This is a genomic window from Thalassospira sp. ABD4_177, assembly GCF_056160125.1.
Genome location: NZ_JBSWWO010000001.1, coordinates 1,161,552 through 1,186,002, shown reverse-complemented (window position 1 = coordinate 1,186,002; position 24,451 = coordinate 1,161,552). Strand labels below are relative to the sequence as shown.

At 55.7% G+C, this 24,451-nt stretch carries 20 protein-coding genes; 9 read left to right on the top strand and 11 right to left on the bottom strand.

Annotated elements, in window-relative coordinates; all coding sequences use genetic code 11:
* Nucleotides 1-10 precede the first annotated feature (10 nt).
* The 7 genes from ACXAF0_RS05430 (at nucleotide 11) to ACXAF0_RS05400 (ending at nucleotide 9,105) form a co-directional block, all read left to right on the top strand.
* Entirely contained in the window at nucleotides 11-1,252 is a 1,242-nt protein-coding gene (locus ACXAF0_RS05430; RefSeq protein ID WP_475344557.1) for a saccharopine dehydrogenase family protein, read from the top strand.
* 392 nt (nucleotides 1,253-1,644) lie between these two features.
* On the top strand, nucleotides 1,645-2,721 hold the full coding sequence (locus ACXAF0_RS05425; protein ID WP_475344555.1) for a substrate-binding domain-containing protein: 1,077 nt from the start codon (nucleotides 1,645-1,647) through the stop codon (nucleotides 2,719-2,721).
* Nucleotides 2,718-4,064, top strand: coding sequence for an ABC transporter substrate-binding protein (locus tag ACXAF0_RS05420; RefSeq protein ID WP_475344554.1), 1,347 nt, complete (start codon nucleotides 2,718-2,720; stop codon nucleotides 4,062-4,064). Before ACXAF0_RS05425 ends, ACXAF0_RS05420 begins: the two co-directional genes overlap by 4 nt.
* A 155-nt stretch (nucleotides 4,065-4,219) precedes the next feature.
* Nucleotides 4,220-5,464 (top strand): ABC transporter permease subunit, encoded by a 1,245-nt coding sequence (locus ACXAF0_RS05415; protein WP_475344553.1) that lies wholly within the window; start codon nucleotides 4,220-4,222, stop codon nucleotides 5,462-5,464.
* The gene (locus ACXAF0_RS05410) at nucleotides 5,464-6,693 is read left to right on the top strand and encodes a carbohydrate ABC transporter permease (protein ID WP_475344551.1); all 1,230 of its coding nucleotides are present in this window, start codon (nucleotides 5,464-5,466) and stop codon (nucleotides 6,691-6,693) included. Before ACXAF0_RS05415 ends, ACXAF0_RS05410 begins: the two co-directional genes overlap by 1 nt.
* The gene (locus ACXAF0_RS05405; RefSeq protein ID WP_475344550.1) at nucleotides 6,690-8,039 is read left to right on the top strand and encodes an MGH1-like glycoside hydrolase domain-containing protein; all 1,350 of its coding nucleotides are present in this window, start codon (nucleotides 6,690-6,692) and stop codon (nucleotides 8,037-8,039) included. Before ACXAF0_RS05410 ends, ACXAF0_RS05405 begins: the two co-directional genes overlap by 4 nt.
* A gap of 1 nt (nucleotide 8,040) precedes the next feature.
* Entirely contained in the window at nucleotides 8,041-9,105 is a 1,065-nt protein-coding gene (locus ACXAF0_RS05400) for an ABC transporter ATP-binding protein (RefSeq protein WP_475344548.1), read from the top strand.
* A 175-nt stretch (nucleotides 9,106-9,280) separates the two neighbouring features.
* Here the strand turns inward: ACXAF0_RS05400 and ACXAF0_RS05395 are convergent, their stop codons facing one another.
* The 5 genes from ACXAF0_RS05395 to ACXAF0_RS05375 form a co-directional block, all read right to left on the bottom strand.
* Nucleotides 9,281-9,709, bottom strand: coding sequence for an Lrp/AsnC family transcriptional regulator (locus ACXAF0_RS05395; protein WP_475344546.1), 429 nt, complete (start codon nucleotides 9,707-9,709; stop codon nucleotides 9,281-9,283).
* Between the two features lie 228 nt (nucleotides 9,710-9,937).
* Nucleotides 9,938-11,158, bottom strand: a complete 1,221-nt coding sequence (locus ACXAF0_RS05390; protein WP_475344544.1) for an amidohydrolase family protein — start codon at nucleotides 11,156-11,158, stop codon at nucleotides 9,938-9,940.
* Entirely contained in the window at nucleotides 11,151-13,715 is a 2,565-nt protein-coding gene (locus ACXAF0_RS05385; protein WP_475344543.1) for a branched-chain amino acid ABC transporter ATP-binding protein/permease, read from the bottom strand. Before ACXAF0_RS05385 ends, ACXAF0_RS05390 begins: the two co-directional genes overlap by 8 nt.
* The gene (locus ACXAF0_RS05380; RefSeq protein ID WP_475344541.1) at nucleotides 13,715-14,590 is read right to left on the bottom strand and encodes a branched-chain amino acid ABC transporter permease; all 876 of its coding nucleotides are present in this window, start codon (nucleotides 14,588-14,590) and stop codon (nucleotides 13,715-13,717) included. Before ACXAF0_RS05380 ends, ACXAF0_RS05385 begins: the two co-directional genes overlap by 1 nt.
* A gap of 105 nt (nucleotides 14,591-14,695) precedes the next feature.
* Nucleotides 14,696-15,883 carry an ABC transporter substrate-binding protein gene (locus ACXAF0_RS05375; protein WP_475344538.1) on the bottom strand — a complete coding sequence of 396 codons (1,188 nt, stop codon included), beginning with the start codon at nucleotides 15,881-15,883 and terminating at the stop codon, nucleotides 14,696-14,698.
* Nucleotides 15,884-16,153: 270 nt separating this feature from the next.
* Between ACXAF0_RS05375 and ACXAF0_RS05370 the strand changes: the two genes are divergently transcribed.
* Nucleotides 16,154-16,579, top strand: a complete 426-nt coding sequence (locus ACXAF0_RS05370; RefSeq protein WP_475344537.1) for a nuclear transport factor 2 family protein — start codon at nucleotides 16,154-16,156, stop codon at nucleotides 16,577-16,579.
* Between the two features lie 100 nt (nucleotides 16,580-16,679).
* Here the strand turns inward: ACXAF0_RS05370 and ACXAF0_RS05365 are convergent, their stop codons facing one another.
* The gene (locus ACXAF0_RS05365) at nucleotides 16,680-17,393 is read right to left on the bottom strand and encodes a GntR family transcriptional regulator (RefSeq protein ID WP_475344536.1); all 714 of its coding nucleotides are present in this window, start codon (nucleotides 17,391-17,393) and stop codon (nucleotides 16,680-16,682) included.
* Nucleotides 17,394-17,533: 140 nt separating this feature from the next.
* Here ACXAF0_RS05365 and ACXAF0_RS05360 point away from each other — a divergent pair, with 140 nt between their 5' ends.
* Nucleotides 17,534-19,126: a gamma-glutamyltransferase family protein gene (locus tag ACXAF0_RS05360; protein ID WP_475344534.1), complete on the top strand. Its 1,593-nt coding sequence runs from the start codon at nucleotides 17,534-17,536 to the stop codon at nucleotides 19,124-19,126.
* Between the two features lie 126 nt (nucleotides 19,127-19,252).
* On the opposite strand, the gene ACXAF0_RS05355 is transcribed toward ACXAF0_RS05360, so the two are convergent.
* The 5 genes from ACXAF0_RS05355 to ACXAF0_RS05335 form a co-directional block, all read right to left on the bottom strand.
* Nucleotides 19,253-20,005: an ABC transporter ATP-binding protein gene (locus tag ACXAF0_RS05355; protein WP_475344531.1), complete on the bottom strand. Its 753-nt coding sequence runs from the start codon at nucleotides 20,003-20,005 to the stop codon at nucleotides 19,253-19,255.
* Nucleotides 20,002-20,763: an ABC transporter ATP-binding protein gene (locus ACXAF0_RS05350; RefSeq protein WP_475344530.1), complete on the bottom strand. Its 762-nt coding sequence runs from the start codon at nucleotides 20,761-20,763 to the stop codon at nucleotides 20,002-20,004. Before ACXAF0_RS05350 ends, ACXAF0_RS05355 begins: the two co-directional genes overlap by 4 nt.
* 3 nt (nucleotides 20,764-20,766) lie before the next feature.
* Nucleotides 20,767-21,945, bottom strand: a complete 1,179-nt coding sequence (locus ACXAF0_RS05345; protein WP_475344527.1) for a branched-chain amino acid ABC transporter permease — start codon at nucleotides 21,943-21,945, stop codon at nucleotides 20,767-20,769.
* 4 nt (nucleotides 21,946-21,949) lie between these two features.
* Nucleotides 21,950-22,966, bottom strand: coding sequence for a branched-chain amino acid ABC transporter permease (locus ACXAF0_RS05340; RefSeq protein WP_475344523.1), 1,017 nt, complete (start codon nucleotides 22,964-22,966; stop codon nucleotides 21,950-21,952).
* A gap of 121 nt (nucleotides 22,967-23,087) precedes the next feature.
* Nucleotides 23,088-24,449: an ABC transporter substrate-binding protein gene (locus ACXAF0_RS05335; protein WP_475344521.1), complete on the bottom strand. Its 1,362-nt coding sequence runs from the start codon at nucleotides 24,447-24,449 to the stop codon at nucleotides 23,088-23,090.
* Between the last annotated feature and the right edge of the window lie 2 nt (nucleotides 24,450-24,451).

Here is a 24,451-nt window from a genome sequence, read left to right as displayed (position 1 = left end):
TTGGCCCGACATGAAAAAGAATGTTCTGATTATCGGCGCAGGTGGCGTCGCCCAGGTCGTTGCACATAAATGCGCACAACATAACGACGTGCTTGGCGATATTCATATCGCATCACGCACAGCGTCAAAGTGCCAGTCCATCATCGACAGCATCCATAAAAAGAAAAACCTCAAAAACCCCGGCGTTCTTGAAGGTCACGAACTGGATGCCACCGATATCGACGCAACCGTCGCCCTGATCAAAAAAACCGGCGTCGAGATCGTCATCAATGTCGGGTCGGCCTTCATCAACATGCCGGTCATGTCGGCCTGCATCAAAACCGGTGTGGCGTATCTTGATACCGCCATCCATGAAGAGCAGGACAAAATCTGCGAAAATCCGCCATGGTATGCCAACTATGAATGGAAGCGCCGCGAAGAATGCGAAGCCGCTGGCACGACCGCGATCCTTGGCGTCGGTTTCGATCCGGGCGTTGTGAACGCCTATGCCAAGCTGGCCGTCGAAGACTATTTCGACAAGATTGACTCGATTGACATCATCGACATCAATGCCGGCAGCCACGGCAAATACTTCGCGACCAACTTCGATCCGGAAATCAACTTCCGCGAATTCACCGGCACGGTTTATTCCTGGCAGGACAGCAAGTGGCAGGCCAACAAGATGTTCGAGATCAAAAAGATCTGGGACATGCCGGTTGTCGGCGAAAGCCAGACCTTCATGACCGGCCATGACGAAGTCCATTCCCTGTCCCAGAACCTTGACGTACCAAATGTCCGTTTCTGGATGGGCTTTGGCGATCACTACGTCAATGTCTTCACGGTCCTAAACAATATCGGCCTGCTGTCCGAAAAGCCGGTCACCACCGCCGAAGGTCAGGAAGTCGTGCCGCTTAAGGTTGTTAAGGCCTGCCTGCCGGACCCAAGCTCCTTGGCACCGGATTATACCGGCAAGACCTGCATCGGTGATCTGGTCAAGGGTACGAAGGACGGCAAGGAAACCGAAGTCCTGATCTATAACGTGGCCGACCACAAAGACGCCTACACCGAAGTCGGCAGCCAGGGCATTTCCTACACCGCCGGTGTGCCGCCAGTTGCGGCGGCCATGCTGATCGCCACGGGCGAATGGGATGTGAAAAAGATGGCAAACGTCGAAGACCTGCCATCCAAACCGTTCCTGAACTTGCTCAACGGCATGGGCCTTCCGACCCGCATCAAAGATGCAAATGGCGACCACGCACTCGATTTCAGCTAAGCGGCGTATATCCTGATATAATACGTAAAATGGCGGGCCATACATAGTTTGGCCCGCCATTTTTTGTGCCGAGTCCTGACCTGCTGGTCAAGAACGTGCCTTTTGGGCACCTGTTCGTTGAAGGTGTGCGTCGCAACAGGAAACAGCAAATATCGCCTATGCGTTTGGTTGATAACCGCCCTTAACCCGCGCAACAATCAAGATTTCCCTTGGAATAATCCCATCCCTAGGAATGGCGTCCGGCCCATCTCGCGGTGCAAAATTAAATCATTCAAAATCAACAATTTGACAACCGAAAGCGGTTTCGTATAGCGTTTCGAACGTTTCCGAAAGCGGTTTCGGAAACAGCCAACATCATCAACAAGATGATGAAAAAGCATAAGGGAGGTTCCGTGTCGCGGGTTAAGCAACGCCGTGAGGTTGTGTCTATTGCCAAACTGGCAAAGCATCTTGGCTTGTCAGAGGGAACCGTTTCACGCGCCCTGAACAATTATCCCGACATTGCCCGGAAAACCATCGAACGGGTCCGCAAGGCCGCGGATGAATTGGGCTATCGCCCGTCTACGACAGCACGTCGTTTGGCACGCGGTGTCGTCGAGACCGTCGGTTTTGTTTTACCGGCCCGCGATGGCCATCAGATTGATCCGTTTCTGGCTGAAATTCTTGATGGTCTGGCGACCGAACTTGCGCTTTCTGACTGGGATTTGCTGGTCGCAGCCGTTCCCGAAGGCCATGACGAAGTCGAAGTCATGGACAGATTGATCCGATCGGGAAAGGTCGGTGGTTTCGTGATCGCACGCACCAAGCGCAAGGACCCAAGGGTCGATTTCCTCAGATCAGCCAACCTGCCCTTTGTCGTACAGGGGCGCACCGAAAACTGCGACGATTACGCCTGGCTTGATATCGATAATGAAAAGGCATTTGCCGATGCGATGGATCATCTGGCTGGTCTGGGGCATCGCAAGATTGCCTATCTTGGGGGCGATCCGGAACTGAACTATGCCTGGCAACGCCGCGCGGCATATCTGGCTGCGGCCCGAAAACACGACTGCCCTGTTTTGCCAGGCTACCTTCATGACGGCATCACCAATGAAATGGCCGCACGCGATGCGGTGACCGAACTTCTCAAACACCCCGACCGCCCGACGGCCCTTTTATGTGTCACCGACGCTGTCGCAATTGGTGCCATTCATGCACTTGCCCATGCCGGGATCACGGTCGGGCGTGATATTTCCGTCATTGGTTTTGATGGCTTGCCAATGGGTGAGGCCATTCACCCTGGTCTGACCACAATGGCACAGGCCAGCTATGAGATCGGCCGCGAAGTAGGCCGGATCGTTGTTTCGCAGGCCAACGCGCCTGCATCCGAATTTTCCCAAATTCTGTGGGAAGCATCGCTGACCGTCCGTGGGTCAGCCAACCCGCCAGCATTAAAGCTGGCCGCCAATGCCAAGGGAGGCACCTCATGAAAACAAGGTTTACGCATGCTTTAACGCTTGCTGCCGCGGGACTGCTGATTTCCACCAGCATCGCCAGTGCGCAACTGCGTTTCTGGACCACCGAAGAACAACCCGAACGCCTGGCCAAACAAGAAGAAATGGCCAAGCAGTTCGAAGCCAAAACAGGCACCGCCGTTGAAGTCATCCCGGTCACAGAGTCAGAATTGGGCACGCGCGCCACGGCCGCCTATGCCGCTGGTGATTTGCCAGACGTCATCTATTTGACCCTGCAATATGTTCTGCCCTGGTCCGAAGCAGGCATCCTTGATACCGAAGCCAACAACGAAGTTGTTATGGATTTGGGCAAGGATACCTTTGCACCGGCAGCTCTTTCGATGGCCGACTTTGACGGCGAAGTGGCTGCTGTGCCGTCAGATGGCTGGACGCAGATGGTTCTGTACCGCAAGGATCTGTTTGATGCAGCAGGCCTCGAGGCTCCCAACAGCTATGCCAACATCCAAAAGGCGCTTGATGCGCTGCATAATCCACCCGAAATGTATGGCTTCGTCGCCGCGACCAAGATCGACGAAAACTTCATGAGTCAGGTGCTTGAACATGTTTTCCTCGCCAACGGTGCAACCCCGGTTTCCGCGGATGGTTCGGTTGGCTTTGACAAGGACAAACTGGTCGAGGCACTGGAATTCTATAAATCCATCGCCGAAGCATCCCCGCCCGGTGACCTGTACTGGAAACAGTCCCGCGAGGTTTATTTCGCTGGCAAGACAGCAATGATCATCTGGTCACCCTTCATCCTTGATGAATTGGCCGGTCTTCGTGACAGTGCCCCCCCCACCATCAATGATGATCCGACCTCTGATGAATTGGCCTCCAAAACCGGTGTTGTGACCCGCCTGATGGGCCCGTCCAATCCGGATGGTGCGGCATGGGGTGACATTCGTTACTTCGGCATTACCAATGATGCCGATACCGAAGCCGCCGAAGAATTTGTCAAATTCTCGCTTGATGAAGGCTACACCAGCACGCTTTCCATCGCACCAGAAGGCAAATTCCCGGTCCGTCACGGCACAGCCGATGACCCGGAAAAATTCGTCAAAGCATGGTCGACCCTGCCGGTTGGCGTCGATCGCAAAAAGCCGCTGTCGGAACTTTATGATCCGGCCGTCATCACCGACATCGTTTCCGGTCTTGAAACCGCAAACCGTTGGGGTGTTGCCGAAGGTCAGCTTTCGTTGGCATCGCGCATCATCAACAGTCAGGTCATCAACCGCTACGTTCGTGAATATATCGACGGCGAACGTGACGCAGAAGCCACGGCTGACCTGATCAACGAAGAAATCGCCGCCATCGAATAAGCGACGTACAGCCTTGTATCCGGGGCACCCAACAATACCGGTGCCCCGGACTTCGGATTTTCAGAACGGATGGCAAGACGATGACCACGTCCCAAAGCACAAAGACACCGTCCGCAACGGCCCCTCCGCCCAAGCGGAAATCAAAGTTGGGGCCGATGGCCCGGCGCGAAGCACGGCTGGCCCTTTGGATGCTTGCCCCGACATTTCTGATCGTCATGGGCGTTGTGCTGTTTCCGCTGCTTGCCAACTTCTGGATTTCGGTCAAGCCGGTCAAACTCTCTGATCTGCGCCCACCGACACCGGTGGTTTCCGAACGTGTGCGCGGGGATATGGATGTCGCCGGGCAGGAATTTCGCATTCAGTACAGGATACGAAATTCATCGCGCAAAGGTGACATCACCGATATTGTCCTGATTGATACTCTTCCTCCTGGCGTCACCATCATCACAGATGACCCTGCATGTAAGGTAAATGGACCGGATGTGCGCTGCACGCTTGATCAGCTTGAAGCAGGCGAACGCACCCGTCTTGAACTCACCGCCATTGCAGATGAAAGCTTTGCTGCCAATCCGGTATCACCGCGTGACAGTGAACCGACGGTTACCGGGAACGCCGAAAACATCCTGACCAACACCGAATTTACCCTCGAAAACTTCGCACGGATTTTTGATTCCCGCGAATTCTGGTCGGTTTTGTGGGTGACCCTCGCCTATACCGTGTTTGGTACTCTGGGCGCGCTGGTTTTGGGGCTGTTTGCCGCCCAAATGCTCAACAAACCGTTTGCCGGACGATCCATCCTTCGCGGCCTGTTTCTGTTTCCCTATGTCGCACCTGTGATCGCGGTCGCCTTTACCTGGGTGATCCTGCTTGATCCGTTCAACGGCACATTCAATGCGATTTTACAGCGCATGAACCTTGCGGATGAAGGGGTGAATTTCTTTGGTCAGCGCGCACTGCCAATCGATGTTTTCGGACTGACCATTGAATTCCCGCTGGCTCTGGCCACTGTCATTGCCTTTGAAGCGTGGCGTTATTTCCCGCTTTCCTTCCTGTTCATTCTGGCACGCATGCAGTCGATTTCATCTGACATGTACGAAGCCGCCGAGGTTGATGGCGCCACCCCGCTTCAACAGTTCTGGCACATATCGCTGCCGCAACTTCTGGGCATTCTGTCCACCCTGTTCCTGTTGCGCTTCATTTGGACATTCAACAAATTCGACGACATCTTCCTTCTGACCGGTGGTGCGGCAGGCACACGGACATTGACCGTTGATGTCTATGAGCAGGGCTTTGCCCTTTCAAATCTTGGTGCGGGGGCTGCGGTCGCGGTTGCGATCTTTATCCTGCTTCTGATCTTTGCAGTATTTTACTTCAAGTTCGTCCATCGGGAGGATTCGTGATGCGTATTGGTACGGGTCTTCTTCTTGGCCTTTTGTCCGGTCTTTTGTGGGGTGCGATTGCCGTTGCCATCACTGGCATTTCGCTGACGCTGATCACCGGCCTTCCGGCAACGCCGATCATTTCGGCCGGTGCCTTGGGCGGGGCGGTCAACGCGGCTGTCATCATGATGCGCGCTCCGTCTGATCGCACACCGGGGCTGTATCTGGTGGCCTTCGCATCCGTGATCATTGCCATGATGGTGATGTCATTCGGCGCACCGTTCAGTCTGGCGTTTTCACAAAGCTCTGCCATTCAGGCACTTGGTGTCGGTGTGATCGCGCTGGCCGTGACCTTTGCCAACCGTGCGGTCCTGATCGACATCCACTCGGGCATGCTCAAACGCTACAGCATTGATCTTGTGATCGTGCGTGTTCTCAAGGGCTTCGGCTTTGTGTTTTTCAGCGTGATTGTTGTCTTGCCGTTCTATGTGATGGTTATGACCAGCCTGAAAAACCAGCAGGAGCTGTTCTTAAACCCGCTTGATCTGTCGATCAATCTGAGCCAGGGCGCAGCCGGCCTGTTTGACAGCTATGTCGAACTGTTTACCGAATTTAATTTTGGCCGGTTCCTTCTGATTTCGACCATCGTCTCGGTGTCGACGGTCATTATCACGCTGGCCTTTTCGATCCCCGGGGCCTATGCGGTCGCCCGCCTGAAATTCCCGGGTCAGACCGTTCTTTCAAGCTCGGTCCTGCTGATCTATCTCGTGCCGATGATCGTTCTGGTCATCCCGCTTTATGCCGTCTTCAGCCAGCTTGGCCTGCGCAACACCGTGGTTGGTCTGTTGATTGTCTATCCCGCGACGACGGTTCCCGTCGCCCTTTACATGCTGCAGGGCTACTTCCGCGGACTTCCGGCAGAATTGGAAGAAGCAGGCCTGATGGATGGTCTGTCACGCTTTGGCGTGATCGTGAAAATCACCCTGCCACTGGCCTTGCCTGCATTGGCATCGGTATCGCTTTACGTCTTCATGATTGCCTGGAACGAGTTCCTCTTTGCCTTCATGTTCCTTGACGATCCCGACATCTTTACCCTGTCACGCGGGGTCGTATCGCTGAACTCATCGGAAGTTCCCCGCCAGCATCTGATGGCCGGGGCCGTCATCGCAACGGTACCGATCCTTGTGATCTTCCTGTGGTTCGAACGTTTCCTCGTTCAGGGCCTGACCGCCGGGAGTGTAAAGGGATGACCATGTCGATTGATCAGCTTTCGGGCACGAACAAACGTGCCGCCGAAATCCTTCTGGCCAATGATCGCGGCGGCTATACGGTACCAAGTGCAAAGCTTTATCCGTTCCAGTGGAACTGGGACAGCGCACTGGTCGCGCTTGGATTTTCCGTCTTTGATCCCGACCGCGCCTGGCAAGAAGTCGAAAGCCTGCTGTCTGCGCAATGGGACAACGGCATGGTGCCCCACATCATTTTCTGGAAGGAAGAAAAAAGCTATTTCCCCGGCCCGGAACAATGGGGCACAAAAGATATTGCCGATAACCCGCCAACATCAGGCATTACACAGCCCCCTGTTGCCGCGACCGTGATCGAACGCCTTCTGGCCGAAGATATTAACGCCCACCGCGAACGCGCAGCAAAACTTCTGCCCAAACTCGATCGCTGGCATCAATGGTTCCTTGATGCCCGTGATCCCGATGGCCGCGGTGTTGTTGCAAACATGCACCCCTGGGAAAGTGGACGTGACAACCTGCCGGACTGGGATCGCCCGTTGTCCTTTATCGATACAACCGGCGTCGGCACCTATCACCGGCGCGACACGGACATCGTCAACAAAGACGAACGCCCGAAAAAAGATGACTACGACCACTATATGTCGTTGGTAAAGTTCGGACGCGATTGCAACTGGGACCCGCAGGTGATTGCGCGTGATTGTCCGTTTTGGGTCGCTGAACCGGGAATGAATGCAATCCTGCGGCGCGCCGAACGCGATTTGATCACGATGGCCAGACTTTTGGAACTTGATGATATCGCAACCCGCGCCAAAGACCGCCTTGCCCGTCTTGATGCCGGGTTTGAAGCACTTTGGTCTGAGGCTGTTGGTGGATACGTCACCCTTGATCTCAGAAGAAATGAACATGCAACCGCGCTGACATCGGGCAGTTGGCTTGCGCTATTCGCCGGCCAGGTCGAGAAAATCCGGGCCCAAAAGATGGCATCAACCCTGTCACGCTGGCTTTCAACGGTTAAGCATGGCGTGCCCAGTTTTGACCCGAACCATGAACTGTTTGATTCGATCCGATATTGGCGGGGGCCTGTCTGGGCCATGATCAACTGGATGATCTCCACGGGTCTGATCGAACATGGCGAAACCGGCCTTGCCGAACGTATCCGCATCGATACACAGGCACTTATCGACCAATCCGATTATCGTGAATATTTCTGCCCGGTAACCGGCCGTGGCGGCGGGGGCACTGATTTCTCGTGGACGGCATCCATGTCGCTTTACTGGGCCTCCCGTCCCGAAAGTTTGCCCGTCGCCGGACATCTGTCGCAAACCGGCACCGCAGATCAGGAGAATACATAAAATGGGCCAGATCGAACTTAAAGCCATCCGCAAGTCATTTGGCGGGATTGATGTCATCAAGGGGATCGATCTTCAGATAAATGAGGGCGAACTGGTGATTTTTGTCGGGCCGTCCGGCTGCGGTAAATCAACGCTTTTACGTCTGATTTCGGGCCTTGTCGAAGCATCCGACGGCCAGATCATGATTGATGGCGATGATGTCACTGGCAAACCACCGGCAGAACGCGAACTCTCGATGGTGTTTCAGTCCTATGCGCTCTATCCCCATAAATCCGTGCGTGAAAATATGGGCTTTGCGCTCACCGTGGCGGGTATGCCCAAGGCCGAAATCACCCAAAAGGTCGATGAAGCTGCCGCGACCCTGAAACTTGAAGACTATCTGGATCGCAAACCCAAGGCCCTGTCGGGCGGCCAACGCCAGCGCGTCGCCATTGGCCGTGCGATTGTCCGCGAACCCAAGGCCTTCCTGTTTGACGAACCGCTGTCCAACCTTGATGCCGCCTTGCGTGTCGAGATGCGCCTTGAAATCGCCCGCCTGCATCAGAAACTTGGCGCGACCATGATCTATGTCACCCATGACCAGGTCGAGGCGATGACGCTTGCGGACAAGATCGTCGTGCTGCAGGCCGGTCAGATCGAACAGGTCGGTAGCCCGCTTGATCTCTATCGCCATCCGGGCAACCTGTTTGTTGCCCAGTTCATCGGCTCCCCGAAAATGAATGTAGTCGATTGCACCGGCAGTGGCACGTCGCTGACCTTTGGCAATGGCAAGACGTCCGATATTGCCCGCAATACAGATGGGGCCACCAGAATGGGCATTCGCCCGGAACATATGATGCTTTGTGATGCGACTGACACCGACAAGGCCATCCTGACCGGACAGATCGATGTCATGGAACATCTCGGCTCGGATAGCTTTGCCTATGTTAATGTACCTGATGTCGGCCTGTTCACCGTCCGTATTGTCGGTCATTCCGATGCGGCCGAGGGCGACACGGTCGGGCTGTATTTTGCCTCAAGCGATGTTCATCTGTTCGATGCATCGGAAAAAACCATCCCGGCATGACGAAACGTGCATGCCGGGTTTCCGGTTTGGAAGCCATTTTAATTGTATGAGGATTAAAGCGGCGTCCAATATGGGTCACATCGTGGGCTTGTGTCTGCAGTCTGACTTTTCACCAATACTGAATAATGGGCTTGGTTATTCATTTTAAGTGAACAACCAAATAGCCCCTGTGGTGCTATTTCAGCGACCCCAGAACCGCCAGACTTTCATAACGTTTGACATAGGGAACATGAAATTCCCGCTCGACAAAGGCGCTATATTCTTCCATATCGGCGACCTGTACGCGCAAAACGAAATCATGCGCGCCTGTGACATGGTCACATTGCACGACTTCCGGCATGTTGACGAACTCCGCGTGCATCAAATCATACCGATCTGGCCGGTCGCGTTCCATGGTCAGCAGAACCATCACCGTCATGCCTTTGCCAAACACCTTGGGCGAAACCACAGCAACGTCACGCTCAATCACGCCGGTTTCGCGCAACCGTTGCACCCGCCGCAGACAGGCAGCAGGCGACAGGCCGACCTTCTCGGCCAACTCATTGCCCGTTTGGCGACTGTTCACCTGTAACAGCTCAAGCAGGCGCAAATCAAACTGATCCATTGTCCGGAATGGCCCTATTTCCGCGCATTCATCTCGTATTGCTAGCGCTAACAATGGACTATTTACGCGATTTGAGGAATCGAATTTCCCCCGATCCGCGCGAAAATCACGCAAAAACTGACGTCCTCGATTACGCCCGCTTTGCTTTCACATGCAATCCAACCATTCCAAAACCCAACTTCCGACAAAAAGGGCAGCACATTCGCTGCCCTTTCTCGCTGGTCTGACTTAAGGCCTAATAAGCTTTGCAGCAGGGTGCTCAAACGTTACCCGGCCATCCTTCATGCCCCAGATCGGGCGACTGATTTCCGAGACGACCTGTGCTCGGCTTTGGGCCGGCAGGATGATGAAGCTTGCCGCTTCACCAACTGCGATCTTGCTGGACCGGCCTAGAAGCTTTGCCGGGGCGTCGGACACCATGGCAAAGCAGTTTTCAAGCTCGGCTTCGGTCGCGAGCTGACTGACATTGGCATACAGGTTGGCCATGCGTGACAACGAACAATCGCCATAAGGCGTGAACGGGTTAAGCACATTATTGGTCGCAATGGTGCAGCAAACGCCATGCTCAGAAAGCTTGTGGGCCGGGGCGACACCACATGGCACCGAATGATCATGGTCACGCCCGGTCAGGAACAGGTCGGTCGCGGGCAGCACGGTCAAGCCGATCCCCGCATCGCGCATGATGGCAATGGTGTTGTCGAGTTCCGGTTTGGGCAGCACCGACAGCTTGGTGACATGGCCGATCATCACCCGGCCTTGCCAGCCAAAGGAGATGGATTGTTTGGCGACCTCATCAAGATGGCGCCAGCTGGCATCCAGATCGAAATCAAGATGAAAATCCAAATCGACATCATAGTCGCGCGCCATTTCAAAGAGACGGAGGATCTGCCCATTCGGATCGGTATCCATATAGGGACAACCGCCCAACAGATCGGCACCGTTATCAAGCGCCGCGCGCAGAAGTTCTTCGGTCCCGGGATAGTTAAACAGCCCTTCCTGCGGGAAAACGCAAATCTCGATATCCATCGCCCAGGCATAATCGGCCTTGAGCCGCTTGATGGCATTAAAGCCGGCAAGACCAATGCCCGGATCAATCTCGACATGAGTGCGCACCGCATTGGTACCCTCGGTAATTGCCTTTTCGATGACGCGGGCGCCACGGGCGTAAATGTCATCCTCGGTGAAGCCGCTTTTGGCATTGGCAACCGCACTGATCGCGCCCTGCAATGTGCCGGTTTCGTTTTTGGCACGATCCAGGATGCAGGCCTTATCAAGGTGGATGTGGCTTTCAACAAAGCCCGCGCTCAGTAGCTGGCCGCCCGCATCAAAGCTTGGCGCATCGCCGGCAATCGACTGGGCAATTTCAACAATTTTTCCATCCGCCACGGCAAGATCGACAAGCGCATTTTCGCCGGGCAGGCAGGCGTTCCTCACCAGATAATCAAGCATTCTCATGTGCTCCTTGTTCCGGGTTTTTATCACCCTGTTCAGCACCGCCCAGATAGGCCGCAATCAGGCGTTCATCCTGTCGCAAATCTGCGGCCTTGCCCTTGGCGACCACCTGGCCCTGTTCAAGGACATAGGCATAGTCGGCCACCGAAAGCGCCATGGTGGCCATCTGATCGACCAGAAGGATGGTGACACCCTCATCGCGCAATTCGCCGAGAATGGCATAAAGCTCCTCGACCATGGCCGGGGCCAGACCAAGGGATGGCTCATCGAGCAACAGCGCCTTTGGCTTGGCGACCAGACCACGGGCAATCGCCATCATTTGCTGTTCCCCACCCGACAGCAAACCGGCCTGGCTGTTGATGCGATCGCGCAAACGCGGGAAGCGGGTCAGGATGGCTTCAAGCTCGTCCGCACTGACCGGTTTGGGTTGCTTATAAGCCCCCAACTCGATGTTTTCACGCACCGTCAGCTCCGGGAAGACCTGACGGCCTTCGGGCACCAGAACCAGTCCCTGCTCGACGATCTGATGCGGGGCAAGGTCATGGATATATTCATTATTCAGAACGATCTTGCCCTGTACGGGGCGCAGCAACCCAGCCAGTGCTGTCAGGAAGGTCGATTTGCCCGCACCGTTTGCGCCAAGTAGCGCGACCATTTCGCCCTGACGGACTTTAAGGTCAACCGCATGCAAGACGGGTGCGGCCCCATAGCCGGCTGTCAGACGCAGCGTTTCAATCACCGGAGAATCCCCGGCTTCAAACGGGATCGGGCGCGGGCGGGCCTTCATTTCCCCGTCGCCAAGGTAGGCGGCGATGACCTGTGGGTCTTTTTGCACAGCTTGGGGCGAATCAAAGATGATCGGGGTTCCGGCATCCACGGCCAAAATCTGATCGGAAATGCCCATGACCATTTCCATGTCATGTTCGACCAGCACCACGGTAATTCCGGCATCGGCCAGTTGACGTAGCAATTTCGCCAGTGACACCTTATCGGCATGCATCAGACCCGCGGCCGGTTCATCAAGCAACAACACACCGGGTTTGGTCGCAAGCGACCTGGCAATCTCCACCAGCCTGCGATCCACATGCGGCAGATCCCCGGCACGGGCATCGATATCCCCGCCATAGCCACAAAAGGCCAGAAGTCCGGCGGCATGGTTGCGGTTGGCATCTGATGCAATCGCGCTGAACGGTTTGCCAAATCGGCCGACCGGAAGTCCGGCAATGACGTTGTCAATCACCGACATGTTTTCAAACAAACGCGTCGCCTGATAGGTGCGTGCAATGCCATTGCGCGCAGCAAAATCGGTGGGCTTGCCAGCGATATCCTGATCGCCGATGCGGACAGTTCCTTCGGTCGGTTTGTAAAAGCCGCTTATGATATTCAAAAGCGTGGTCTTACCCGCCCCGTTCGGGCCGATGATGGATGTGACATCGCCGGGCTTGGCGCTAAAGGACACATCATTCACCGCCTTCACCCCGCCAAAGGCAATCGACAGGTTTTCAACCACCAGACCATCTGATTTGGCGTAATCCTTAAGCCCGGCTTCAATCTCGTCTGCCGGCGTTGCGGTCACACCACGCCTGGTCAGCGGGATGAACCGTTCAATCACGCCAACAATCCCGCGCGGCGCGATCAGCAACACAACAATCAGAAGCCCCCCAAAGATCAGCAGGCGATATTCGGCAAAGTCGGCCAGAAGTTCGGGCAACAACACCGAAACCGACGCCCCCACCAGCGGACCCAGAACCGTACCCGCACCACCCAGAATGACGGCAAACAGATAGAGGATCGACTGGCTGAGTGGGAAGTTCGACGGCGCAATAAACATCATGAGCGGCGCGAAAAGCGCACCGGCAAGACCGGCCATGGCCGCGGCAATCGCAAACCCGGTCGCCTTGACAGCAAAGGCGTTATAACCAAGCGAACTTGCGGCAATTTCCGCATCCCGCATGCTGGTCATCGCCATGCCCCAGCCACTTGTCGCCAGACGGCGGAAGGCAAAAAGCGCGATCCCGGCCAGCACGACACACAGCATCACAAGATCGCGTTCGCTAAACATATAACCAAACAGTTCGGGCATCGGAAAGCCCATCAGGCCGTTTTGCCCGCCGGTCAGCGCACGCCATTCAATCGCGCCATGTTCGATAATAAAGGCAAAGGCAATCGTCACCATGGCCAAGAACGGCCCCGCCATGCGAACGGCTGAAAGCGCAAGCACACAGCCCGCCAATCCGGCAATCACGGTGGCAGCAACCAACGAAAGCCAGAAGTTAAGCCCGGCCAAGGTCAGGATCGCACTGGCATAAGCACCAATGGCAAAGAAGCCGACCTGCCCCAGCGACACGAGCCCCGTGAGGCCATACAAAACGTTCAGCCCAACACACAAAACCGTGGTGATGGCGACAAGGCCGATGACGAATTGGGTATAGCCGCCGGTGATGGTCACCCCGATCAAACCGGCAATGATGGCCGCCAGGATCACGCCATCCAAGGCGACGGGTTTATTAAGCTTGGGCATCGGATTTTTAAACTTCATATCGCGTTTCATCATCAGACCTTCTTGATCGCAGCACGGCCAAACAGACCGCTTGGTTTGACGGTCAGAACCGCGATCACAAGCGCGAACACGACGATGAAGGTGTAGGACGATCCGAGATATGTGGTTACACCGGCCTCAACCAGACCATAGATAAAGCCAGCCAACATCACACTATAAGCCGATGTCATGCCACCCAGAATGGCGACCGCAAAGGCCTTGAGACCGAAAAGCGTGCCCATATCGGAATGCACCGAAAATAGCGGCGCAATCAAAAGCCCGGCACAGCCCGCCAGCATCGATGAAATGGCAAAGGAGCCGGTCACCATCAAGGTGGTGTTGATCCCCATCAGCTTGGCCGCCTGAAGGTTCTGCACAACCGCCAAAAGCGCACGCCCCTGTCGGGTATGACGGAACAGCGCATTCAGCGCCAGCGCCACACCGATGGCGGCAACCGGGATCAGGATTTGTTGCGGATAGACACCCGTGCCAAAAACATTCCAGCTTTCGCCAACAAGGGTGGATGGCAGGGTGCGGGGCTCATTGCCGAAGGTAAATAGCACGGCGTTATCAAGCAAAATACCACCCGCGACAGTCGCCATCAGCCAGGCTTCGGAATTGCGAATGGCAAACGGGCGGACAAGGAAAAACTCAACCAGAATACCGGCAAGCCCGCAGCATAAAATGGCCAGCGGATACCCGACAATGACGGGAAAACCATATCGCTCGCAGAACACAAAACCCAGAACAGCACCCAGCATCACCATCGATCCTTGGGCGAAATTGACCTTTGAGGACACCGAATAGGTGATCTGGAACCCAAGCGCGATCAGGCCATACATACTGCCCAGACCGATCCCGGTTATCAGGGCTGCGATTAAAAGTGTCATTGCCAGTTGCCTGCTTATGAAGTGCACATGCGTGCATCATTTAAAATGGATAAATCCCCGAATGGCGCGCATTGAGGAACGCGCCATTCGGGTTAGATAAATCGCTTATTTGATCGGAACGATCTGACCTTCGACGAAATGCGCGAAGGTGTAGTCTTCCGGACCAAGCGCATCCTGATCGTCCGGGGTGAACGGCGTGTCATAGGTTTTGATCATGCCTTCAACACCGCTGATCTCGTACATCGCTTCGCGGATGGCCGGACCTTCGGTCGAACCGGCTTTTTCAATCGCCGCTGCAATCAGAAGGGTCGCGTCATAGGCGTTGGCAATACCCGTTGCCGGGGTCACGTCAGCAAGGGTTTCGATCTCCGGGAATTTTTCCTGAAGTTTGACAAACATCGGGTTTGCCGGATCGGTGAACAGATAAGTCTGGATGAAGTGGACTTTTTCGCCCGACTTGCCCGCCAGTTCGGTAAAGCGACCACCGGCCGGCCCCCAATGCGATGAAATCGGAACATCCCAGCCCATACGATCAAGCGACTTGATCACCTGTGCGGTCGGGGCAACGTTGGCAACCACGAACAGGGAATCCGCACCGTTTTCCTTCAGACGGGTCAGCTGCGGGACAACATCAACGTCGTTGGATTCAAATTTTTCAATCCCGGCATGTTCCATGCCACGCTTTTCAAGCGCCTTGAGCAAGCCCTTCTCGTTGGACTCCCCCCACGGGTTGTTGATCAGGATCATGCCAGGCTTTTTGGCACCGTAATTGGCGATCAGATATTCCGTGATGGCTTCGTCGACATATTCATCAACGGCGGAAACGCGGAAGACATAGTTTTCCTCGGCACCGTTTTTGGTGATGCCGGTCCCTGCAGCCCACGGACCGACAAACGGAATTTTCTGCTGGTTAACATAGGGCACGATGGCAAAGGAGACCGGGGTATCAAGACCACCCAGGATCGCTGCAACGCCTTCGCGCTGCGTCAGTTCACGGGCGGCAACCAGACCCTTGCCCGGGTTGCTTTCATCATCACGCGAAACAAGTTCAAGCGGCTTGCCAAGAACACCGCCCTCGGCATTGATCTTGTCCATCGCAAGGGTGATGCCACGCGTGATGGCTTCACCCGATTTCGCCGACTGACCACTCAGCGCGGCAACAAGGCCAAGCTTGATGGTGTCTTCTGCACGGGCATCCTGGGCCGGCAGGGTGGCGGCAAACATCAGCGCAGCAGTGGCCCCGAGAAGGGCGGCACGGCGCGTTATTTTCCCAAAAGGCGAAGAAATAGGCATGTGAGACTCCCTGATTATGTGACTGCGTCGTCCGGCGTCGCGTATTTATGATGCGCACCAAATCGTCACCGCACTGCAGCAAGCGACATGCCAAGAATCAGAACCATTAAAAATCAGATACTTAGATAATTTTCTGTGATTCCTAAAACCGTAATTGCCTCATGTATACGCATATTGCATGCAATTTTTGCATAAAATTAGTGCATGCAAATTTTATGCGCACCGTTTATGCTGTAGACAGATCAATTCCCGCGAACAGAGGACCTTCAAATGACTGACCAAACCACGGAAAATGTGCTCGACACCCTGCCGCCCGAGGCGCAGACCGTGCGTGATTTTCTTGATGCCTCCATGAAGCCCGACCCGGAACTGGCCGCGACCTTCATGTCCGATGATGTCGTCATCACCTTTACCGATGGTCAGAAATACGACCATCCGGCGGGCACCACGGCATTCAACGCTGCACGTTATAAATGGGTAAAAAAGAAGTTCGGTCAGTTCGATGTCGCCCACACCAACGGCCAGACCGTTGTTTACAGCACCGGCTGGCTATACGGCGAATGGCCGGACGGCACCCCGTTTGAGGGCAACCGCTATATCGACCGTTTCGTGATTGAAAATGGCAAGATCATCAAAATGGATGTCTGGAATGAAAGTGCGGAACGTATTCTGATCCGCAAGGGCATCAAGGCATAACGAAGATTGCATGCAAAACGCACAGATCACACAGCATCACGCACGCCGCCCCACCCAATTGGGGCACGCGCGGTTGTGGGATCATCGGAAGAATGGCGCCTTATGCCCCGCCATCGCGGACCTTTTTGGCGTAGGGTTCCAGCGCATCAAGATACAAAAGCGGTCCGCCTTCCTCTGTCGTGAACAGGGCACGATCGGCAACGGCAGTGAGGTGATGACGCATCAATTTGCGCGCCGTGTCCTCATCGCCCTTGGCAAGGGCATCAATGATTTGGCGATGTTCCTGAATACCGCAATCGGTCGAATGCGGGCGGGCATAGAGCGACAGCGTCAAGCCACAGCGATAACCGATTTCCTCGACATAGCGCAGCAAAACCGGGCTTCCGGCAAGACGCGCCAAAAGGATGTGGAATTCGGTGGCAAGCCGGATCGAAATCGGCTCGGACGCGTTTTCGGCTTCGACTTCCTTGGCAAGGTGGGCTTCAAGTTCGGCGAGAATTTCCGGGCTCATATTCTTGATCACCCGGCTGATGACAAGATCTTCGATCTGAGTGCGGAGCTCAAAAAGATCGCGTGCTTCTTCAAGGCTGGGCTTGGCAACCATCGCGCCCTTGTTCCGGCGAAGCTCGACCAGGCCTTCGGCGGCAAGCCGTTCAAGCGACTGACGAATAAGGGTTCGGCTGACGCCAAACCGTTCCCCCAGGGAATCTTCGGGCAGTTTCATGCCCGGCATCAATACACGTTCGAGAATTGCCGAACGCAATGCCGAACTGATCATGTCTGTGCGATGCTTTGCCTTGTCCGCTGCTTTCATCCCTGTCCGCCGAGTTTCTTGTTTCGAACATTTTATACCCTGCGCTTGTATAAAGGATTGTATGCAATTTCGCCACTCCCGATCCACGCGCACTCCAAAACCATTTGAGTTCAACCATCCTGGCTGAAAGACCCAATCCGATGACCGAACACCAGACTGCCTCAAAACACCGCGCCATGGTCACAAGTCCGAGCACCGCGGCCAGCGAAGCCGGGGCCAAGGTCCTGCACGAAGGCGGCACTGCCATCGAGGCCGTGGTTGCCACCGCCGCGGTTCTGGCGGTGACCTATCCGCATTTTTGCGGCATTGGCGGCGATGCGGTCTGGATGGTTTCCAATAACAGCGGCAAGGTGCAATCCTTCCTTGGCATCGGCCAGGCTGCCGAAAACGGGGCTGAGACCTTCGCGCCCAACACGCCTATTCCATTGCGCGGGCCGGGATCGACCCTGACCACCGCCTGCACGGTGGATTCCTGGCAGCATGCGCTGGACCATTCGGCAAAACATTGGGGTGGTAGCAAGAACCTGGCAGACCTGATCGCGCCGGCGATTGAACTGGCGGAAAACGGCTTTGCGGTCAGTCCGTCGCAATGTTTCTGGCTTGATTTCCGCAAGGAAGACATCGCCAACTGGCCGGGATTTATGGATGTTTTCACACCAGACGGTCGCATGCCCCATGCTGGTGAAACCTTCCGCCAGCCACAACTGGCCAGCAGCCTGAAACGCATTGCCGAATTTGGCGCGCGCGACTTTTACGAGGGCGCGCTGGCCGATCGGATTGTCAAAGGCCTGTCTGCGGTTGGCTCCCCGATCAACAAGGCGGATCTGGCAAAAACCCGCACCCGCACGGTGAATGCCGTATCGCTTGAATATGGCGACGTCACCCTGTTCGCCCCACCCGCCCCGACGCAAGGTATGGCGACGCTCATGACCATGGGTGTCTTGCGCGAACTGGGCGCCAAGAACTGGGCTGAGGGAAACGCCGACCATTACCATCTGGTGGTCGAGGCCATCAAGCGCGCCTTCCTGAAGCGCGATCAGATCGCTGATCCTGATTTCACCGACACCGATTTCACAGCCCTTCTGAAGGGCGCTGGTCTTGCCGCAGACGCCAAAGATATCTCGCCCACCAAGGCGCTTGATTGGCCCCATCGGTTCCGTCATGGCGATACCGTATTCCTTGCAGCCAAGGACGAAAACGGCAATTGCGCCAGCGTCTTGCAAAGCACCTATTTCGATTGGGGCAGCGGGGTTGTTGCGGGTGATACCGGCATTGTCTGGCAAAACCGCGGGGCCGCGTTTAGCACCGATCCAAGCCACCCGAATGCCTTCGCACCGGGAAAACTGCCGTTCTATACACTCAATCCCGGCCTCGCCCTGAAAGACGGCAAACCGCACTTGCTGTACGGGACGCAAGGGGCCGATGGGCAACCACAAACCCTTGCCATGTTGCTTACCCGCTTGCTTGATTTCGGCCTATCGCCACTAGATGCGCTCACCAAACCGCGCTTCCTGCTGGGCAAGACATTTTCCGATACCAATGACAGCCTGAAGCTTGAAGTCGATGCCGGGGACAATGTGTTTGATGAACTGGTCGCCCGTGGCCATGTCCTGCGTGCGATCGAACAACAAAGTGCGCTGGCCGGTCAGGCCGGGATCATTCGCATTGATCAGGATGGTTTTGTTGACGGGGCGCATGATCCGCGCAGTGATGGGATGGCGATTGGCGTGTAACCCACGCCATCATACATCCGCACAACGGAAAAGGCCGCGCCTGATCGGCACGGCCTTGCCTGTTCCGAAGCTCCCCTTACAACTAAGCTTCGGAAACTTCCCCCATGCAAAAGATGCTAGCTGGCATTAGATCGCGAGGTACTGATCACGCAGTTCCTCATCATCCAGAACAGCCTGCGCGGTGCCGTCAAAGACGATCTCGCCGCTATCCATGATGATGGCACGGTCAGCAAGTTTCAGGGCTGCAATCGCGTTCTGCTCGACAATAATCGTCGTGATGCCAAGCTTCTTGACGTTTTGCAGGGTCTTTTCGATTTCCTGAACAATGACCGGTGCCAAACCTTCATACGGTTCATCCAGCAGCAGGATCTTGATGTCGCGCGCAAGCGCACGGCCAATGGCCAGCATCTGCTGCTCGCCACCGGAAAGCGTGATGGCCTCCTGCTCCGCCCTTTCACCAAGACGCGGGAACAGTTCATAGATGCGCTTGATCGACCAGCCATGCGGCTCGGCAATCTGGGCCAGTTCAAGATTTTGCTCAACCGTCATGCCCGGAATGATGCGTCGATCTTCCGGCACCAGCTGCAAGCCCAGACGGGCGGCCTGCCATGCCTTCATTTCGTGCAATGGCTTGTGATCAAGCCAGATTTCACCATGCTTGAGTTCCGGGTCGCCCATGCGGGCGAGCGTGCGAAGTGTGGATGTCTTGCCCGCCCCGTTACGTCCGAGAAGGGCAAGAATTTCGCCCTCGCGGATGTCAAAGGACAGCCCCTGAACGATGTAGCTTTCACCGTAATAGGCATGGATATCATAGACCGAGAAAAAGGCCGGATCGCCACCCTGTTTACGGACAGGTTCCTGTTTTGGCAGCGCGTTCATTCTGCTTCCCCTCCGAGATAGGCTTCCTTGACGCGTGGGTCATTGCGGACTTCTTCCGGGGTGCCTTCGCAAATGATGGCCCCCTGTGCGAGAACACTGATGCGATCGGCCAGGCTGAACACAACATGCATGTCATGCTCGATAATCACCTTGGTCATGCCGCGCTCCTTGATCCGTTTGAGCAGATCAATCGTGCGGTTGGTGTCATGGCGCGCCATGCCCGCGGTCGGCTCATCAAGCAGGAACAGCTTGGGATGTTGTCCCAGGCACATGGCAAGTTCGAGACGGCGTTTGTCACCGCGCGACATCGAACCGGCCAGGTGATCCTTGTGCTGAAGCAAGCCGACATCCTCAAGAAGGTGCTCGGCTTGTTCGAGGACTTCTTTTTCCGCAAACAGGCTGTTGAGGAAGTTCATTTTGAAAATGCCTTCGCGCTTGGCAAAGGCCGGCACCATCACGTTCTGTAAAAGCGACAGTTCCGGGAAGATTTCCGGCGTCTGGAAAACACGCGCAACACCAAGCTGGTTGATCTCGTGCGGCTCCTTGCCGGTCAGAACCTGATCGCCCAGCAACACACGGCCACGGCTGGGTGCCAGACGTCCGACAATCACGTTCAGCAATGTCGACTTGCCCGCACCGTTCGGTCCGATGATCGCGTGCACGGTGCCTTCCTTGACCCGAAGGTTGATATCGGAAAGCGCCTGCAGACCGCCAAAGTTCTTGTCGACGTCGGTGACGTCAAGAATGTATTCGGACATGGATCAGACCTCCCCCGCCGATGTTTGTTCTTTTTCTTTGTTTTCATGGTCGCCGGATTTCGGCGCGGCTTTGTCACGGTTGGTCACCAGACGCGTCAGGCGACTGATACCTTCCATGATGCCACCGGGCAGGAAGATCACGATCAGCATGAAGACAAGGCCAAGGGTCAGATGCCAGCCTTCGCCAACAAACAGGCCAACCACGGATGCGACCGGGTGTGCCAACCAATCAGGCAGGAAGGAAAAGGCATTGAGAAGCACGGTATCGTTAAAGGCCGAGAAGATGTTCTCGAAGTATTTAATGATACCAGCACCCAGAAGCGGACCAATCAGCGTGCCAACACCACCAAGGATCGTGATCAGAACGACCTCGCCCGATGCCGTCCACTGCATGCGTTCTGCCCCGGCCAGCGGATCGGTCACCGCCAGAAGCGAACCGGCCAGACCGGCATACATGCCCGAGATGACAAAGGCGGTCATCAGATAGGGGCGCGTGCTGAACCCGGTATAACCCATACGGTTCTGGTTCGACTTGATCGCGCGCAGCTTAAGCCCGAAGGGCGAGCGGAAGATACGCAAGTAAATGAAGAACGAAATCAGCATCAGGGCCGCACAGATATAGAAGCCCGAATAACCGATGCCTTCAATCCCGAACAGGTTCGGGGTCGGAAGCGATCCGTCATTGACGATGCCCGACATGCGATCCAGCACGCGCGGATCAGCCTGTTCAAGCTGCAGACCGGTTTCACCATTGGTGATCGGGGTCAGAACCGAATAGGCCAGGTTATAGGACATCTGAGCGAAGGCCAGCGTCAGGATCGAGAAGTAAATCCCCGAACGGCGCAAGGACACAAAGCCAATGGCCAGCGCAAACAGCCCCGACAGGACCGTGCCAAAGATCAATGCCGGAATGACATTCATCGAAAGCAACTTGAATGACCACACCGCGGTGTAGGACCCGACACCCAGAAAGGCTGCGTGACCAAAGGACAGATAGCCGGTCAGACCAAACAGGATGTTATAGCCGATGGCAAAGATGCCAAAGATCATGAATTTCTGCATCAGGTCCGGATAGGCCGCCCCGAAAGGCTGCAGCCACAGCGGCATGGTCAGGACCACGGCCGACAGGATGGCCATGAAGATCATATCTTTTTTGGGCGAGACGATTTTTGTATTGGACATTTTTTTAGCTCTCCATCACGCCCCGGCGTCCCATCAGACCGCGCGGACGGGTCAGCAGAATGACGACGGCAACAAGGTAGATGATGATCTGGTCAATCCCGGGGAAGATGTCTTTCACCTCGGTCATGGACGAGAAGGACTGCAGGATCCCCAGCAGGAAGCCAGCGGCCACCGCACCGGGCAAGGAGCCCATACCACCCACAACAACGACGACGAATGACAGCACCAGGAAGTCCATGCCCAGATGGTAATCCGGGGGCAGAACCGGCGTGTACATCACGCCTGCCAGACCCGCGACCACGGCCGCGATGCCAAACACAATCGTAAAGCGACGTTCGATATTGATGCCCAGCAATTCGACCGTTTCACGGTCCGCCATCCCGGCACGGACCACCATCCCGTAGGTGGTGAAATGCAGGAAGGAGAAGACCAGGCCAATCGTCGTCAGCGAGAATGCCAGATAAATCAGACGCCACCATGGATAGACCACGGCTTCGCCCAGACCAAAGATCGCCCCGACGGCAGCAGAACCTGCAACAATGTCAGGTGCGCCTTGCGGGATCGGGTTTGCGCCAAAGGTCGCCTTGACCAGTTCCTGAAGAACAATGGCCAGACCAAAGGTCACAAGAATCTGTTCGGCGTGTGGACGCTTGTAGAAATACCGGATGAGAGAGCGTTCCATGACAATGCCGATCAACAACATCACCGGTATTGCCAGAATGATGGATATTGGCACCGACCAATCAATGATCGCCGTACCGGTATCGCCAAACCACAGTTCGAGGTAGGGCGTTTCCTTGTAGGCATCAAAGAATGTTACTGACTCATCCTTGACCTTGACTGACAGGGTCAGGAGTTTTTCCACCGTAACCGCACAGAAGGCCCCCATCATGAAGATGGCCCCATGTGCAAAGTTCACCACGCCAAGCGTGCCGAACACCAGGGTCAGGCCAAGTGCAATCAGTGCATAGGCACCGCCCTTGTCCAGACCATTCAGGATTTGAAGAAATATAGCGTCCATCAGGTTATCCGCCGCGTATTCGTAAGGGACTTAGTCAAAAGTCGTACAGGCCGAGGCCAGAGGGCAAACGGGCCGACCATTGGGAGAATGGTCGGCCCTGCTTGCATCAATGTTGGGTGTATCAGGCTTGATACGGGCCCAGTTCTCCGCCGAACATGTCGGCCGGATACTCGACCTGTGCACGCGGAACGTTCTTAACGACTTCGAGAAGGTCGAAGTTGGACTGCGGGTTTTCTTTACCACGCACAACCAGAACGTCTTTGAAGCACTGGTGATCTTCTGCACGATACAGGGTCGGGCCGTTGCCCGCGCCATCGAACTCGAAGCCTTCGAGCTGCTTGATGACTTCCCAAGGTGCAAAGGTACCGGCCATTTCGCAGGCGTTTGCATAAAGCAGCGTCTGGACGTAGCAGGTATGCGCAGCCTGGGACGGCGGGAAGCCGTATTCCTGACCGAACGATTTCACGAAGGCCTGCGAACCGGCATCCGTCAGCGACCAGTGCCAGTTGGTGGTCCCAAGGATACCTTTTGCAGCTTCGCCAGCACCCTGTGCCATCAGGCGGGAATACAGCGGAACAACGATTTCGAAGTTCTTGCCATTCACCTGCTTGTCACGCAGACCGAACTGAACGGCCTGGGTCAGGGAGTTGACCATGTCCTTACCATAGTGGTTCAGGATCAGGACATCTGCGCCAGAGTTCAGAACCGGGGTGATGTACTGCGAGAAGTCACCTGCACCCACCGGGGTACGAACGGTGTTCACAGTTTCCCAACCGATATTCTCGGTCGCGGCCTTGATCGATTCTTCCTGGGTCCAGCCCCAGGTGTAATCGGCCGTCAGGTGGTAAGCGCGGCGCTCGTTGCCATACTCGTCAAGCAGCACCGGTGCGATCGCCTGACCGGACATGTAAGCGTTGAAGAAGTGGCGGAAGCCATAACGCTTTTTGTCTTTACCGGTAGTGTCGTTCGAGTGGGTCAGACCCGCCATGAAGATGACGCCCATTTCCTGGCAAAGACCCTGCACGGCAATTGCCACACCAGAGGACGAACCACCGGTAACCATCGCCACATTGTCTTTTTCGATCATACGCTTGGCAGAAGCACGCGCGGCATCGGACTTGGTCTGGGTATCACCGGTCACGAACTCGACCTTCTTGCCGAGGATGCCGTTACCCTTAAGCTCAAGCGGTTTCATGGTATTGATCATACCACCGTCGCCTTCGCCGTTGATGTGCTTGACCGCAAGCTGATAGGCACGCAATTCGTCAGCACCCTCATCGGCATACGGGCCGGTCTGCGGCACGTTGAAACCGAGTTTGACGCTGGCAGCACTGCCCGGGTCGCCACGGAAGGTCTGGGCATGCGCGTTCTTGATGAAATGCATCGGGAAAGTGCCGCCAATGAGGGCTGCACCTGTGGTTGCCGCGGATCCCTTCAGGATCGTACGACGAGATACATTTCCGATAAGCTTAGTCTCCGACATGG